Source organism: Vibrio sp. TRT 29B02, assembly GCF_050113655.1.
In the GTDB taxonomy this organism is placed as follows: domain Bacteria; phylum Pseudomonadota; class Gammaproteobacteria; order Enterobacterales; family Vibrionaceae; genus Vibrio.
In genome coordinates this window covers 92,481-107,751 of record NZ_JBNJOJ010000002.1, presented here as the reverse complement: position 1 = coordinate 107,751, position 15,271 = coordinate 92,481, and the positions used below count along the sequence as shown (strand labels likewise).

13 protein-coding genes are annotated in these 15,271 nt (G+C 45.8%); 7 read left to right on the top strand and 6 right to left on the bottom strand.

The features are described 5' to 3' along the window. Positions 1 to 45: 45 nt before the first annotated feature. Both ACQEXT_RS01760 and ACQEXT_RS01755 read right to left on the bottom strand, forming a co-directional pair. Positions 46 to 1,218, bottom strand: coding sequence for a DUF1887 family protein (locus ACQEXT_RS01760; RefSeq protein WP_331417292.1), 1,173 nt, complete (start codon positions 1,216 to 1,218; stop codon positions 46 to 48). 144 nt (positions 1,219 to 1,362) lie between these two features. Further along, positions 1,363 to 3,354 (bottom strand): methyl-accepting chemotaxis protein, encoded by a 1,992-nt coding sequence (locus ACQEXT_RS01755; protein WP_426950357.1) that lies wholly within the window; start codon positions 3,352 to 3,354, stop codon positions 1,363 to 1,365. Between the two features lie 223 nt (positions 3,355 to 3,577). Between ACQEXT_RS01755 and hinT the strand changes: the two genes are divergently transcribed. The 7 genes from hinT to ACQEXT_RS01720 all read left to right on the top strand — a co-directional run bounded on the left by hinT (position 3,578) and on the right by ACQEXT_RS01720 (position 9,648). Further along, complete coding sequence (gene hinT / locus ACQEXT_RS01750; protein WP_138973333.1) at positions 3,578 to 3,928, top strand: purine nucleoside phosphoramidase; 351 nt, start codon at positions 3,578 to 3,580, stop codon at positions 3,926 to 3,928. 110 nt (positions 3,929 to 4,038) lie between these two features. Beyond that, positions 4,039 to 5,433 (top strand): hypothetical protein, encoded by a 1,395-nt coding sequence (locus ACQEXT_RS01745; RefSeq protein WP_331426597.1) that lies wholly within the window; start codon positions 4,039 to 4,041, stop codon positions 5,431 to 5,433. Next, complete coding sequence (locus ACQEXT_RS01740) at positions 5,430 to 5,819, top strand: YcfL family protein (protein ID WP_331417294.1); 390 nt, start codon at positions 5,430 to 5,432, stop codon at positions 5,817 to 5,819. The genes ACQEXT_RS01745 and ACQEXT_RS01740 overlap by 4 nt, the downstream gene beginning before the upstream one ends. A gap of 37 nt (positions 5,820 to 5,856) precedes the next feature. Continuing rightward, positions 5,857 to 6,447, top strand: coding sequence for a penicillin-binding protein activator LpoB (gene lpoB / locus ACQEXT_RS01735; RefSeq protein WP_138973330.1), 591 nt, complete (start codon positions 5,857 to 5,859; stop codon positions 6,445 to 6,447). Positions 6,448 to 6,474: 27 nt separating this feature from the next. Next, positions 6,475 to 7,329, top strand: coding sequence for a phosphotransferase (locus ACQEXT_RS01730; protein WP_426950356.1), 855 nt, complete (start codon positions 6,475 to 6,477; stop codon positions 7,327 to 7,329). Between the two features lie 100 nt (positions 7,330 to 7,429). Next, a complete protein-coding gene (gene ycfP, locus ACQEXT_RS01725; protein WP_426950355.1) occupies positions 7,430 to 7,969 on the top strand; it encodes an alpha/beta hydrolase YcfP in 540 nt (179 codons plus the stop codon). Positions 7,970 to 8,358: 389 nt separating this feature from the next. Continuing rightward, complete coding sequence (locus tag ACQEXT_RS01720; protein ID WP_138973327.1) at positions 8,359 to 9,648, top strand: NAD(P)/FAD-dependent oxidoreductase; 1,290 nt, start codon at positions 8,359 to 8,361, stop codon at positions 9,646 to 9,648. Between the two features lie 57 nt (positions 9,649 to 9,705). Here ACQEXT_RS01720 and ACQEXT_RS01715 read toward each other — a convergent pair whose 3' ends face one another. From ACQEXT_RS01715 to ACQEXT_RS01700, 4 genes are read right to left on the bottom strand one after another with little or no spacing between them, the layout of a single operon-like run. Continuing rightward, positions 9,706 to 10,242: a GNAT family N-acetyltransferase gene (locus tag ACQEXT_RS01715; protein ID WP_426950354.1), complete on the bottom strand. Its 537-nt coding sequence runs from the start codon at positions 10,240 to 10,242 to the stop codon at positions 9,706 to 9,708. Between the two features lie 36 nt (positions 10,243 to 10,278). After that, entirely contained in the window at positions 10,279 to 11,046 is a 768-nt protein-coding gene (locus tag ACQEXT_RS01710) for a peptidoglycan binding protein CsiV (protein ID WP_138973325.1), read from the bottom strand. Positions 11,047 to 11,096: 50 nt separating this feature from the next. Continuing rightward, positions 11,097 to 14,558, bottom strand: a complete 3,462-nt coding sequence (mfd, locus tag ACQEXT_RS01705; protein ID WP_426950352.1) for a transcription-repair coupling factor — start codon at positions 14,556 to 14,558, stop codon at positions 11,097 to 11,099. Between the two features lie 11 nt (positions 14,559 to 14,569). Then, positions 14,570 to 15,136 (bottom strand): PilZ domain-containing protein, encoded by a 567-nt coding sequence (locus tag ACQEXT_RS01700; RefSeq protein ID WP_426950351.1) that lies wholly within the window; start codon positions 15,134 to 15,136, stop codon positions 14,570 to 14,572. Positions 15,137 to 15,271: the final 135 nt, after the last annotated feature.

The window sequence follows — 15,271 nt, the reverse complement described above, 5'->3', positions numbered from 1 at the left end:
AAAATTGAAAAAACCGCCTAAAAGGCGGTTTTTTTTGTTGTGGCTTTAGCAGTCAGAGCACTGATCGTCGCTACCACCCGCTTCGGTAAACCACTCAGTCAGGTGACGTTTTAGATCTTTTAGCTCGTCTGGACCAATCAGAGCTAAACCAAGATCCTCAGCGCGAGTAATGTCATTATGTCTTAGTGGACGGAAGCTAACCAGCATGGCGCGAGCTTGTAACCCGCCCAATAAATCACGCAATGATTCAAGTTTGTAAAGAGTGTCATCACCATCGTCACGCATTCCCTTCGTCTTACATTCGATGATGTGTAGCTTGTTATTCACTACCGACGCGACATCGAGCTCATTACGTACTTCTCTATCGCCGAGCTGACGATAAACCTGTACGTTCAGTGAATGGTCTTGGATAGTGGGCATATCTTGCTGAATCTGACGAACGGTACTGTGTACTAAGGTTTCTAGCCATTCACCATTAGAGAAACGACGGGCATCCTCATTGGCAAACGTTAAGACGCCATTGTCATAAGTGGCAATTTCTGCCGCGACAAGATCAGAAAGAAGCATATTGAGCTCACGATAACCTTGCTGTTTTTCCGATAGCTCCACATCTAAACGTTGCTCTTTACGACAGGTCGTCGCGAGATAGTTAAGCGTCGCGAGACCAGGACCAAGTTCTAAAGCGTTGCTAGCCCATTTCTCACCAAGCTGATAAAGCTTTTGGTCAAGCTGTTCCGGTAGATGGTGGTCGTTGAATTCTCCTCGAGCGCCAAAAACAGTGAGGTAATCATCAATGGTAATTCGATCTTGAACTTGGTTGTCGTCGAGCCCGTCAGGATATAGCCAGCACAAGCGATCGCTGTTTGGTTCTACAACAAAAATTGGCCAGTGATAAGTACGGAAAATTTCGTAGACAGAGAGTAGGCGATGACGTAATCCACAACTGGCATTGAGCTTAACCTGCTCACCACGAGCTTTGAGGTTTTCGGCTAACTGAGTGATGGACTGTTTTATCTTGGAGGTGTTTGCAACATTTGGAATTTCAAAAAACTCAGAGGTAATGTTACGTTTTCCCAGCACGCTATGAAGGCGGTGATACATATCTTGTTGGGCTTTGACGCCAATAAAAACGATGTGGTCACTGATGGTGCGATGGTCTAGAAGTGGGGTCACCAGACGGATAGGATCTTGGTCTATGATGCCAACATGAACTGCCATATATATTCCTCATGTTAGGCTTGCGAAAAGGTAAATGAAAAGTGGACAAGCCTTACTAACCATATAATGACATGGGGTATAAAAAACAAGGGCGACTAAGGAAAATAGTCGCCCAAACTCAATAAATTACACTGAGTTGACTTACTAGAGCTTAAATCGGTGCACCAGTTCGCCTTGCTGGTTAGCCAGATTGGAGAGGTTATGACTGGTCGCGGCTATCTCGGCCATTGCTTGGTAGCTCGAATCGGCGATAGCGTTTATCTCTTCGATGTTTCGAGCAATATCATGGGTGGTTTCGCTTTGCTCGTTGGCGGCTTGAGCAATGTGACCACTCATCTGACTGATTTCCATGATCAAGCCTTGAATCTCTTCCATTGCGCTATTGGCGCTGGATGCTTGTTCAACCGACAACACCATATCATCCATACAGCTCTGAATAACTTTGTTCGCCGAGCTTGAACTGCCTTGAAGGTTGCTGATCATGTTTTCTATTTCAGAGGTCGACTCTGTTGTTCGTTGAGCCAACACACGGACTTCGTCTGCTACCACGGCAAAGCCACGTCCTTGCTCACCCGCTCGCGCCGCTTCAATCGCAGCGTTGAGAGCCAATAAGTTGGTTTGTTCGGCAATGTTGCGAATAACATCAAGGATGCTACCAATCTTACCGCTCATGGTTTGTAGATCTTTCACGGCATCTACTGACTGATTCAATCTGGTTTCAAGCTGATTAATCGTAGTGATATTGCTGCCCATGATTTGGCGACCAGATTCTGCGGAAATCTCTACTTTCTCAACCATTTGTTGTGAGTTCTGCGCGCTTTGAGCGACTTCTTGGACAGAATGCGCCATTTCAGTCATCGCTGTCGCAACATTGGCTGTTTGCTCGCGCTGTTGGCTGAGTTGACTTTGTGCTTGTGTCGAAGTGGTTTGGTTTGTCTCTGCGGTCTGGGTCAGATCATTAGAGGCATCATTAAGTCGAACGAGGATGCCATGCAGGTTCTCAGCCAGTGAATTGATATGGCTACTGACTTTACTGAACTCATTATTGTAGCGGATGTCAATTCGCTGCGTCATATCGCCTTGGGTCAAGGACTCAAGTGTGCCAAGAATTCGCGTAAGAGGCTGACGAACACTTTGGGCGATGTGATAACCGATACCAATTGCCATTACAATAACCACGGCGCCAATCGAAATTGAACGTAATACGCCTTGTTCATAGACTTGTCCTGCTTCCTCAAGTGAGGCGGTTAAACCTTGTTGAGCAATTTCGGCGAAAGAGGTCAGTAAGGCCATGGTAGCGTCGACTTGTTCTGTCAGATTGGTAATGTTGGCATAAAGTGCATCTTTGGCTATTAGGTAGGTACTGTGTTGATCAAGTACCCCGCCTTTTTGACCGACGTCGCGAGTAAATTGTTGTACAGACTCGTCGAAGGCATTTTTAATCTCAGGCATCTGAGCAGTCAGGCCTCGATATGCATAATTGAGGTGAGTGACGGCTTTCTTGTTTTTTGCCACAGCTTGGTTAACCAACTCGGTATCACTGCTGGCTAACGCGTCTGATGTCGTGAGCTCGGCATCCTTGAGTTTGATGAAGTAACTCTTAGCCATGACTTTTACGGAGATACTACTTTGGTCATCAACGTACTCCTTCATGCCAAGAGTTAATTCCGAATGTAAACGTTGGAATTGGCGAGTGGACTTTTGAACTTGGGCTTGCGCTTCAAACATCGCGCGGTAGTTAGCCATTGCTTGTTCGGCTTCGGCGAAGTAACCCTGTTCCATCTCTCTCAACTGAACGAGCGATTGCTCCAATTCAGTCTGACCGCTACTTACTTTTTGTAACGCGTCGAGTTGTTCGCTGTAGGCCTGTTTGGTCGCGACAAATTGTTCAGCCAACTGCTCCATACGTTCGAAGCTTTGAGTCGTCAAAAAGTCTTTGAAAAGTTTGTCAGCAGACAACAGAGCGACGCTAGTATTGTTGGCTTGTGAGACCAAGGGTAAAGAAGTGTTGGACACCTCTTCGAAATTATTATGAATTTGCTGCATTCCCCGCATCATCATTAACGTGGTAATGATGAACAAAACAATGATCAATGCAAAGCCCGCGTACATACGCCTAATTACTGAGCCTTTCATAGACCTCTCCCTAAATTAATAAAGTCTTAAAAAAGTAACAAAAAGGAGGCCATTGTATTGATTACGAGACGCGCATTTTATGACGCACAATACAAAATTAGATACGGTAGTTTATCCGTACGCCGTTTAAGAGAGGTGAACACTGTTTTTTATTGTGATCTTGCGAAGCTTGACGCATACTCGAAAGCATTCATTTAATAACACCATAAAGATGGAGTGCTTCATGGCTGAAGAAACCATTTTCAGTAAAATCATCCGCAAGGAAATTCCAGCAGACGTCGTTTATCAAGATGATTTAGTCACTGCGTTTCGTGATATTAACCCACGTGCGCCAAGTCATATCCTTATCATTCCAAACAAGCTTATTGCGACAGTGAATGACGTCGCAGATGAAGATGAATTGGTAATGGGGCGCATGTTTACGGTCGCGCGTAAGCTTGCAAAAGAAGAAGGTATTGCCGAGAACGGTTATCGTCTCATCGTAAACTGTAACGCACACGGTGGTCAGGAAGTTTATCATATCCACATGCATCTAGTCGGCGGTCGCCCGCTAGGCCCAATGCTTATGAGCTAATACCGTCATTGACGATTCCGAACCAAAACGGACTGTTGTTGTCCTAGAACTACATCAAATTAAAGCATGGTCGGTGTAACCATGCTTTTAGCATAACTTTGGGGTACGAAGTGCATAACCACATTCGACTCGCGTTCATTTTGGGGTGCTCATTAGCGCTCTCTGCTTGCGCAAACTTATCTGCAGGTAATCTCTTTAGTCATTACAGTGCACAAAATGGCGAGTTACATCAGTTAGTAAAAAGCGGTGATTACCAACAAGCGGAGGCGGCTCTGCCTGACTACGTCGCAGGCGATATTCTGGATAATTTTGAAAGTGGCCGAGTCTACTTCCTGAACCAGCAATATCCTGAGAGTAAGGAAGCACTTGGGCTAAGTGATAGAGCTGTTCGAGTTCAGCAAGATCAAGCGACTGTGTCAGTCACTCAAAGTGCGATGAGCCTGAGTGCGTTGGCGGTCAATGATAATCTCAACACCTACCAACCTGCTGACTACGAACTTGGCTTTCTCCATCTCTATCTAGGATTAAACTACCTGAAGCAAAATGACTTGGAGGGGGCTTTGATTGAGATGAGACGAGCCAACCAAGTTCAGGAGCAAGCGCGTAAGGATCGAGAAAAAGATCTCGAGTCAGCCCAGAATCAGATGGAGCAACAGGGTTTAACGCCAAACTTAGGCTCTGTATTGTCGAACTACCCAGACGCAGGCAAAACCCTTCAGGCGGTACAAAGTGGTTATTTACTTTATTTATCGGCTTTACTGTATGAAGCTGACAATGATTTGAACAGTGCTTATGTTGACTACCGCCGAGCGTTGGCCGTAATGCCGGATAATCAACAAGTCATAGATGGCACCAAACGAGTGGCAAAGCGTCTCGGCATGAGAGAAGACTTGGTAAAACTCGAACAACGTTACGGCAAGGCCAGTTACTTAGAGAGCGGCAAAGGAAGGGTCATCGTCATTGATGAACGTGGTGTTGTTGAGGCATTGCAGGGCTGGAAACAAGCTTTGCCGTTATATGACAGTCGTGGAGATGGCGCGTGGTATTCTATAGCCTTGCCATATTATCCTCAGGTGCAGAGTGAGGCTTTTTCACCAATAACCTTGAACAATGACCATCTTAGTGGAAGTCTGTTGACGGATGTTAACTTGATGGCACAACGCGACTTGTCTGAACGTATGCCGTCGATCGTGATTCGACAGGCGTTGCGAGTTTGGGCTAAGGATCAATTGAGGAAAGAAGCGGCTAAAGGTGATGATGTCGGCAATCTGCTGTTCAATGTTTGGAATACGTTAACAGAACAACCCGACACACGTAGTTGGCTTACTCTGCCTGGTGAGATATACAGCGCTAGCGCTGTCGTTGAACCGGGTGAGCAAAAAATGAAGATTAATGGTCAGGACTACACCTTTAATGTCGAAGCTGGTCGAACCGCGTTAGTTTGGCTGTCTCGTCAAGGTGAGAGTTCAACCATCTGGCATAAACAGTTAGGGAACATACGATGAAAAAATGGCTTATTTCAGCAGTGATGGCATTAACTCTGCTAGGTTGTGCAGAGAATACCGCTGGGCTTCGTATTGATGGAGCGTCACAAACCGTTTTATTTGGTGACAATGTACTTGCCGGTCGCTTAACCATAGACGATATATCGACCACTCAGGTGGATGGTAGAGCGCGAGGCGTAGTTCGATTAATCAGTCAGTACACTGGTGACCAGTATGTCCAATACCGTTTTTACTGGTATGACGATCAAGGTTTAGAAGTTAACAACAAGCAAGGACCATGGCGTCAGGCAGTGATTCGTGGTACTGAAGAGATTTCAATTTCTGAGGTATCTGTCAATCCAAACGGAACCCAGTTCCGAGTACAGATTCGTCAACTTAATAATTAACAATATAACTAAACTTTAGAGATTTAAGGAACCAACAATGAAGAAAAGTGTTATTGCATTACTTGGTTTAGCTGTCGTTTTGGGTGGTTGTTCAAACCAAGTAAGCTACGGAGACGCTCAAGCCGTTGAAACAACAACGATTGACTTTGGTTCAACTGACCTACAGAAAATCGCTGGTGAAATGGTCGACAGCATGATGATGTCTGGTTCTGTTTCCGCTATTACACGAGATTCGCGTCCGATCGTGTTTGTCGAGCGTATCAAAAACAAAACCAGTGAGCATATTGATACTGAATCCATCACCGATACCATCAGTACTAAGATGTTGAATTCTGGTAAATTCCGCTTCGTCGATATGGATCGAGTGGAATCTGTTCGTGAACAATTGAACTTCCAGAATAACGATGAACTCGTCAATCAAAGTACCGCTATTCAGTTTGGTAAGATGGTTGGCGCTCAGTACATGCTTTACGGAAACCTCTCTAGCATCGCGAAAAACGCAGGTAGCGACAAAGACGTTTACTACAAGATGACAATGCGTCTGATGGATCTTGAAACTGGCTTGATTGAGTGGGCGGACGAAACAGAAATCCGTAAACAAGAATCGAAAAGCTTTTTAGGTCTGTAATGGCTCTCTAAGCGGAAGGAGTGAACTATGGCGCGTATGTCTTGGAATGAAGCATGTTCTCTGGACCGTTCATTGTCGTCGTTAGATCACTTCTTCGCTATGCCCCCTGATTATGCCCAAACGCTAACCGGGGGGCTGACAAATCGTTGTTGGAAGGTAGTGACCAGCGACGGTCAAGCCTATGTATGGCGACCTACCACCCATATTACCCAAGCCTTTTCGATATCTCGTTTTCAAGAGTATCAAATCCTCTCCGCTATTGAATCCAGCCATTTGGCTCCGAAAGCCATTCATATCAACGATCAAGGACTACTGGTTGATTGGATTGAGGGACAACCCTTGACCAATGATCTCACTTTTGACTCGTTATTAAAGACAATGGTGAAAGTTCATGAAGTCGATATTAAGCGCATTCCCGTAGCGCCTTTTAATTATACGGCGCGAGTGGATCACTATTGGATGTTGCTTAATGATGAATACAAAGTGGATCCTTATCTTGCTATCTATACTCAGTGGCGTTCGGCACCGAGTCTTGCCGATGTAGGGCATACCTTGTGTCATTTTGATTTAGCTGGCTACAACATGGTCAAGACAGAGCAGGGTAATAAGGTTATCGACTGGGAGTATGCGGCAATTGCCGATCCGCGTCTTGATCTGACGTTGAGTATTGACGTCATGGAAGAGAAGCCACTTGAAGCTGTGTATCGTTACTGTCAGTTACGTGGAGTTGAAGGTGTTGATGACTGGGTTGAAGGTGTTATGGCTTGGAAGCCGAGAGCAACCATGATGGCCATGCTATGGTATTTACTGGCATACCAGTTATGGGGCGATGAACAATATTTAACCCAAGCGCGTGCACTGAAAGAGACGTTTTGTTGCTAAGATCACTGTTTAGTGTATTCGGTCAGCGAATCTCATAATGACGACTTTTAAACCTTAGTTTTCGTGGTAGATTTAAACCACAAGGATCGGGGGATATACAATGATTATTTATTTACATGGTTTTGATTCGACCAGCCCAGGCAACCACGAAAAAGTACTGCAACTGCAGTTCATCGACGATGACGTGCGTTTTATCAACTACAGTACTCTCCATCCAAAGCACGATATGCAGCACTTACTCAAAGAAGTACACAAAGTTATCGAGCAAGCAGGTGATACTCAGCCGGTGATATGTGGTGTGGGTCTTGGTGCTTACTGGTCAGAACGAATTGGCTTCTTGTGTGGTATTAAGCAAGTCATGTTTAATCCGAATCTTCATCCTGAGCTAACCATGCAGGGGCGAATTGACCGTCCTGAAGAGTACGAAGATATTGCGACTAAGTGCGTCTCTGAGTTCAGAACCAAGAACAAAGGCCGCTGCCTAGTGATTTTATCGAAAGAGGATGAAGTACACGACAATAGTAAAACCGCAGCTGAGTTAGAAGATTACTACGACATCATCTGGGATGAAACGCAGTCTCATAAGTTTAAGAAGATCTCTCAGCACCTCAAAACGATAGAGGCATTCAAAAAGAGTTAAACACCACTATTTTGTTTAAAGCGGCATGAAATCACTAGTGCCGCTTTTTTTTGTTCTAAATCTATGCTGAGAATATAAATATCGCTGAGATAAGTGCAATCTTTGGTTGCGTGTCCTATTAAGCTAGATATAATGAGCTAATTACAAATTTTTTGATAAATATCAAAAAAAATTGAGAGCGGATGGAAAATCTGCCCATCAACGAGTGATTGTTTTAACAATTGGCTCGGAGTCTAATGACTCTTTATCCATTAGCATGTCACATTTTATGTCCCTCTAGGTCGGAACCTCTGATGGGTTAAAACCCTAGGTGTCCCAAAAATACAGAATTCCATCGAGGCGGAATACCGACTCGATTAAGTTTTATTATAATTTTGAGGAGAGATGCTGTGACACGAATTATCGTAGTAGGCGGCGGTGCAGGTGGTCTTGAGCTTGTGACTAAACTTGGTCGCACATTAGGCCGCAAAGGACGAGCAAAAGTCACCTTGGTTGACCGCAAGGCAAGCCATTTATGGAAACCACTTTTGCATGAAGTTGCGACAGGCTCATTGGATGAAGGCGTTGACGCGTTAAGCTATCGCGCACACGCAAAAAACCACCACTTTGACTTTCAAATGGGCGGTCTGCAAGATATCGACCGTGAGCGTAAGGTCATTAAGCTTTGCGAACTGAAAGACGAGCACGGTGAACTTTTGATCCCGAGCCGCGAGCTAGAATATGACATTCTAGTGATGGCGATTGGCTCCACTTCAAACGACTTTAACACTCCTGGTGTGCGTGAACACTGTATCTTCCTTGATAGCCCTGAACAGGCTCATCGTTTCCGTACAGAAATGAACAATGAGTTCCTTAAACTCCATGCTAAGAACGGTAACGGTACGGTTGATATTGCCATCGTCGGTGCGGGTGCAACGGGGGTAGAGCTTTCTGCTGAATTACACAATGCTGTCAAAGAGCTGAGAACGTATGGTTTTGGCGATCTAGATTCAAGCAAGCTGAATGTCAATCTTGTCGAAGCGGGCGAACGTATTCTTCCTGCTTTGCCTCCACGTATCTCTTCAGCAGCACATCAAGAGCTGACTAAATTGGGGGTGAATGTTCGCACCGCGACCATGGTAACCCAAGCTGATGAAGATGGTCTTACGACAAAAGACGGCGACAAGATTCCTGCTCAGATCATGGTGTGGGCTGCGGGTATTAAAGCACCAGATTTCATCAAAGATATTGCAGGTCTTGAGACTAACCGCATCAACCAGTTAGTGGTTAAAGATACACTACAAACCACTCGTGATGATGACATTTTCGTTATTGGTGATTTGGCTCAGTGTACCCAAGCCGATGGTTCATTTGTGCCACCACGCGCTCAGGCTGCACACCAGATGGCGACCCGAGCTTTCTACAATATCGTCGCGAAGCTGAACGGTCGTGAGCTAAAACCTTATGTCTACAAAGACAAGGGTTCATTGGTGTCACTGAGCCGTTTCTCTACGGTAGGTAGTTTGATGGGGAACTTGACCAAAGGCTCAATGATGGTTGAAGGTCGCATTGCTCGTGTGGTTTACATTTCACTATATCGCCTCCACCAGATGGCGTTGCACGGTCTATTTAAGACCGCACTGATCATCTTGATGGGTCGTATTAACCGAGTTCTACGACCAAATTTAAAGCTTCACTAATAAGCTTCATGTGTAAAAAAAGAGCGCTTAGCGCTCTTTTTTTATGTGTGGAATTGGTTACGGAATGATCGAGTAAACCAAGCCATCTTGAGCAAGACCATCAAATATAAACCGATTTCGCGCACGCGTTTCAAATAGCCCACCACATTTCTCGATCAGCTTTTGACTGGCTAGGTTCTCAGGGGAACAAACCACTTCTATACGCGTGACTTTTAGCTGTGAAAAGCAAAACTCAATGAGGGCGTTAACTGCAGCAGTACCGAGCCCTTGACCTTGATAATCGTCAGCAATCCAGTAGCCAATGCTCGCCATGTTAAAGGTGTGATAAAGTTCGTTGATCGCCACCATTCCAATGAGCGCATCGCTTTTTCGGCAGAAAACACCAAACCCGAAGGCTTCGGATTTTACCCAATTCAGTCTGGTTGCGAGGATAAAGCGCTCAGCATCATCATTGGTGAAATCTGCATGGCACCAATCAACCCATCGATGAAGGGTGGGGGAACGCACGATACAAGACTGCAACTTATCGCTGTCTGAACTTTCGATAAGGCGCAAGATTAGTCTGGGTGTAATGATTTGGTAATCTGGGCTCATAAAAGAATAGCCCTCAGTAGAGGGCTAAAAGCAAGATTAGTTAACACGGCGAACCTGAATGATCATGCCCATAAGTGGGTGATCGAGGAAGTGTGTTTCACTGCTGCGCATACGGCGCTTCTGATCGAGTCGGTAGCTCTTGAGATACTCTTCTTTGTGAACGATGGGAGTGACATCCTCCATCAGTCCGATCTGAACAACCTGATTTTCGTCGCTGCTCTGATCACTCAGTGATTCTGGTTGATGCTCTTCTAACGTGACTTCACGTACGCTTGGCGCTTTAAGGTCGAGTTCAACGTCAGCATACAGATAATGTTCTACGTAAATCTGGAGTTTTCCGTCGAGTTGATAGATGGCTTTAGGAATAGATTGCTCTGTGACGCCCTCTAACACCTGTTGGCCGGTCGTGCCGATCATTGAGCCGTCAGTATTAAACTTGCCTGAAAAGTCATAGCCAGCTTGAATGTGGAAGGTCGGGGCAGACAGTCTTCCCTGATCCCCTTGACGCCATGCTTTATGCATCAACACTTCAAAACCAGCGTGCTGCTTAAGCTTTTGCACTTCATCGGTTAGCGCATACTCTGAATAAGGGAGCATTTGCACCCCTTTTTTTGCACGATAGCTCGCATCCGCAAATGTTCCAGCTCGTTCTAAATCGATTTTTGGCAGGTTAGCCGGCCATGATTCAGCGGTTTGCTCCGCATCAACGGCACGTTTAAAAATGATCACTTCGATATCGAATTGACGCTGCGCCATTGACGGCATTGCTACAAGCATTAGCAACAGCGGGATCAGTTTCTTCATTGCAACTCCATGAAAAGGTGCATGGCACCTTAATTTAATTTTGTAAACACTCAAGCCTTAGGTAATAGATTCTGCTGGAACTCGCCCAGCATGTCATTAACAAATTGAATGCGTTTGCGTCTATCCACTAATGGTATCGTAAACTTGAACTTAGTTGGTCCATCCATTGCGAATTTTTGTGGCTGAGATTGCAATAGTTTAACCAAATACATAGGGTTAATGTCAGCATCCGGATAGAATTCAATAAAGCCCCCTTTATCGTGAGCCTCAATCTTCTTCACTTTTAGTGATGCTGCTTTCAGTTTAAGTTGTGCGACTGAGAGTAGATTTTGAGTTGCTTCAGGCAACAGACCAAAACGGTCAATCAGTTCAATCTTCAGTTCGCCTAACTCATCGTCAGTACTGACACTCGCTATCTGTTTGTACATAGAGAGGCGAGTATTGACGTCTGGTATATAGTCGTCAGGCAACAGTGCTGGTAGACGCATCTCGACTTCAGTTTGTTCACGCAGCAATTCATCAAGTGACGGTTCTTTGCCTTCCTTGAGTGCTTCTACTGCTTGTTCCAGCATCTCCATGTACAAGGTAAAACCGACAGACTGAATCTGACCACTCTGCTCATCTCCAAGTAGTTCACCCGCACCGCGGATTTCTAAGTCATGGGTGGCGAGGGTAAAGCCAGCGCCCAAATCCTCGAGCGAAGCGATCGCCTCCAAACGTTTGACCGCATCTTTTGTCATCGCTTTGGGATGTGGCGTGAGGAGATAAGCATACGCCTGATGATGAGAGCGACCAACGCGTCCACGTAACTGATGAAGTTGAGCCAAACCAAGGTTATCGGCACGATCCATGATGATGGTATTGGCGGTTGGAACGTCAATACCCGTTTCAATAATCGTGGTACACACCAACAAGTTGAAACGCTGGTGGTAGAAATCGTTCATGATTCGCTCGAGTTCGCGTTCTCGCATTTGTCCATGTGCGACGGTGACACGGGCCTCTGGAACCAGTTTTTCTAAGTCAGCAGCCACCTTTTCAATGGTCTCGACCTGATTGTGAAGGAAGTACACTTGACCGCCGCGCATAATCTCACGCAGTACCGCCTCTCTCACCACCGCATCATCACTTTGGCGGACGAAGGTTTTGATTGCTAAGCGCCTTGCAGGTGGCGTCGCGATAATGGACAGATCACGCATACCACTCATCGCCATGTTGAGGGTACGTGGAATCGGTGTGGCGGTCAGAGTTAAGATATCGACGTCAGCGCGCATCGCCTTCATTTTCTCTTTCTGACGAACACCAAATCGGTGCTCTTCATCAACGATTAGCAGACCAAGATCCTTAAACTTAATATCGTTGGAGAGCAGTTTATGGGTACCGACCACTAGGTCGACTTTACCGTCCTCGATATCCTGCAATACGAGTTTCTGCTCTTTTGCGGTTTTAAAGCGAGACAGTACTTCAACACGTATTGGCAGATTTGCGAAGCGGTCACGGAAGTTTTCAAAGTGTTGCTGAGCGAGTAGAGTGGTTGGAACCAAGACTGCCACTTGCTTTCCGTTGTCCGTAGCGACAAAGGCGGCGCGCATGGCCACTTCAGTTTTGCCGAAACCTACGTCGCCACACACTAGGCGATCCATGGCTTTTGCCTGGCACATATCCGAAAGTACCGCATTAATTGCCATCGATTGATCATCCGTTTCTTCAAACGGAAAGCCAGCTTTGAAAGTGGCGTATTGACCACGGTCTAAGGCAAATTTATAGCCCGGCTTGAGCTCACGTTTTGCATAGACGTCAAGCAACTCCGCAGCGACATCACGTACTTTCTCTGCGGCTTTACGACGCGCTTTAGCCCACGCTTCACCACCCAGTTTGTGTAATGGGGCACTCTCTTCTGCACCGCCTGAATAGCGGCTAATTAGGTTGAGTGATGCCACTGGCACATATAGCTTAGCTTCATTTTGATATTCAAGGGTAACGTACTCGGTCGTCATCCCTCCTGCCTCGAGGGTTTGCAAGCCTATATAGCGCCCAATACCGTGGTCGATATGCACGACAGGTTGACCGGTTTGCAGTTCAGCAAGGTTGCGAATGACCGCATCGCTATTGGTGACTTTGCGATCTTTACGGCGACGTTGAATGACACGGTCACCGAGCAAATCGCTTTCACAGATTAAGGCGAGTTGATCATCACCATAGACAAACCCGTGTTCTGAGGAACCGAGGATAAAACTGAATTTGGCTTGGCTACTCAGTGCCTGCTCAAAATTTTTAGCTGGTTCTGGGCGTAATTTTATCCGTTGTAATAGCTCAAGTAGGGCTTCACGGCGACCTTCGGATTCGACAGAGAAGACGACTTTTCCTTTGAAGGACTCGCTAAACTGGCGAAGGGCAGCCATGGGTTCTTTGTTCTGATGCTGAACCGCTAATTCAGGTAAGGGTGCGATGTTAGGATTGAATCGTCCTTGTTTTTCACTGACAGGGTCAACAAACAGTTTGGCTTGTGGTAACAGTTTGAATTGACTAAAGAGCTCATCCTTTTGCAGCCAAAGCTCTTGCGGTGGTAACAGTGGGCGCAGTGGATCGATTTTGCGCTGATCGTAACGATAGTCAACATCGGTCAAAAAGGTATCAATAGCCGATTCTAAGTCACCGACGGTGACTAGTAAGCTATCTTCAGGTATGTAATCAAACAGAGTTTCGCTGTGTTCGAAGAACAGTGGCTGCCAATATTCGATGCCCGCAGGCCATGTGCCTTTCGATACCTGCATGTAGACGGACTCGGGTTCGCGGCGCGCTTCGAAGCGTTGACGCCAGCGAATACGAAAGTCTTCAATTGCAGATTCAGAGGTCGGAAATTCGTGAGCAGGTAACAGGCGGATTTCCTTAGTATCTTCAATCGAACGTTGATTTTCAGGATCGAACGTGCGAATCGTATCGATTTCATCATCAAAGAAATCGATACGATATGGGTCACTTGAGCCCATAGGGAATAGATCGAGAATCGACCCTCGGCTTGCGTATTCACCAGGACCAAAGACTTGGTCGACATTACGGTAACCGGATTTTTCCAACTGAAGTCTCAGCTTCTCTAAGGAGAACAAATCGCCTACTTTAACCATTAAGGTATGCTGCAAGAGAAACTCTCGTGGAGACTGACGTTGCAGCAGCGTGCTGACAGGCACAATGGTGATACCGGATGTCTGTGTCGGTAATTGATACAAACGGGAAATTCGGTCAGAGATGATTTCCTGATGAGGCGAAAAACTGTCGTAAGGCAGCGTTTCCCAGTCAGGAAAGAGGGCAACTTCATGACGAGAGAATTGTTCAATCTCTTGTTGTAGTTTCAGAGCCGTTTGAGGATCCGGTACCGCCAGCAGTGTGTGGGCACCATGACGTTCAGCTAGCTCTGCAATGGCGAGTGCTAAACTGGCACCACGCAGATTTCCGAACTGTTTTTTGTCTCCTGCGCCATCTGGGCATGCGAGATTAAGTAAAGATGAGTTAGACATAATGAAAGTCGTTATTTGTCGCGGTTTAGTGAACGCTGGCGAAGTAGTTTCTGCTGTTGGTATAGCGCGGCTTTAATCAGCAGGTCTTGGTCAATGTCTCTGAGTCGACCGTACTTAACAGTGATTAAGTGGGTATCGCTATTGGTCTCAATGTTGGCAACATGGCCATAGCAATAAATTGCCGCAGCAGGATGATCGAGAAACATTTTTACACGCAGCGTTGTGCCAAGCTTAATCACGGAGTCTGACATATAGGTAAACTGACTCGCACCAAATGAATGGGTGTGATGACGCAGCGTGGCATCATCTTGCTGTGACAACATGAAGGTAAGGAGTAAATTCAGCTTAGAGTTTTGAGTATCAAGCAGTTGAATGACATGTTTGAATTCGCTGTTCTTAAGTTCACCACGTGCATTGTCATTGAGTAAGTCGAGATTGCTGAACTCACTGGCGACGATGAAAGGCGCGGGGATTTCCGCTTCAAATTTTTCTGCGCTTGGCAACGATTCGTTGTCTGCCAATGGCTCAATATTAACGGTGATGGTGTGATTAACGGTAAAGAACTCTTGGTCAGACATGCTCGATTCCTTATGCTTTAGAGCATTGATTATCGTTATACCTGACAACTAATCAAGGTATCCCTTTGTTTATTACATATTTTAACGACTAATTGGCAATTAAACACTACAACCGACCTCAATTAATCGGTAGAG

Bases quoted from the DNA above. Each gene is read 5' to 3' on its own strand.
- ACQEXT_RS01760 (WP_331417292.1), bottom strand. From the start codon at position 1,218: ATGGCAGTTCATGTTGGCATCATAGACCAAGATCCTATCCGTCTGGTG.
- ACQEXT_RS01755 (WP_426950357.1), bottom strand. From the start codon at position 3,354: ATGAAAGGCTCAGTAATTAGGCGTATGTACGCGGGCTTTGCATTGATC.
- hinT (WP_138973333.1), top strand. From the start codon at position 3,578: ATGGCTGAAGAAACCATTTTCAGTAAAATCATCCGCAAGGAAATTCCA.
- ACQEXT_RS01740 (WP_331417294.1), top strand. From the start codon at position 5,430: ATGAAAAAATGGCTTATTTCAGCAGTGATGGCATTAACTCTGCTAGGT.
- lpoB (WP_138973330.1), top strand. From the start codon at position 5,857: ATGAAGAAAAGTGTTATTGCATTACTTGGTTTAGCTGTCGTTTTGGGT.
- ACQEXT_RS01730 (WP_426950356.1), top strand. From the start codon at position 6,475: ATGGCGCGTATGTCTTGGAATGAAGCATGTTCTCTGGACCGTTCATTG.
- ycfP (WP_426950355.1), top strand. From the start codon at position 7,430: ATGATTATTTATTTACATGGTTTTGATTCGACCAGCCCAGGCAACCAC.
- ACQEXT_RS01715 (WP_426950354.1), bottom strand. From the start codon at position 10,242: ATGAGCCCAGATTACCAAATCATTACACCCAGACTAATCTTGCGCCTT.
- ACQEXT_RS01710 (WP_138973325.1), bottom strand. From the start codon at position 11,046: ATGAAGAAACTGATCCCGCTGTTGCTAATGCTTGTAGCAATGCCGTCA.
- mfd (WP_426950352.1), bottom strand. From the start codon at position 14,558: ATGTCTAACTCATCTTTACTTAATCTCGCATGCCCAGATGGCGCAGGA.
- ACQEXT_RS01700 (WP_426950351.1), bottom strand. From the start codon at position 15,136: ATGTCTGACCAAGAGTTCTTTACCGTTAATCACACCATCACCGTTAAT.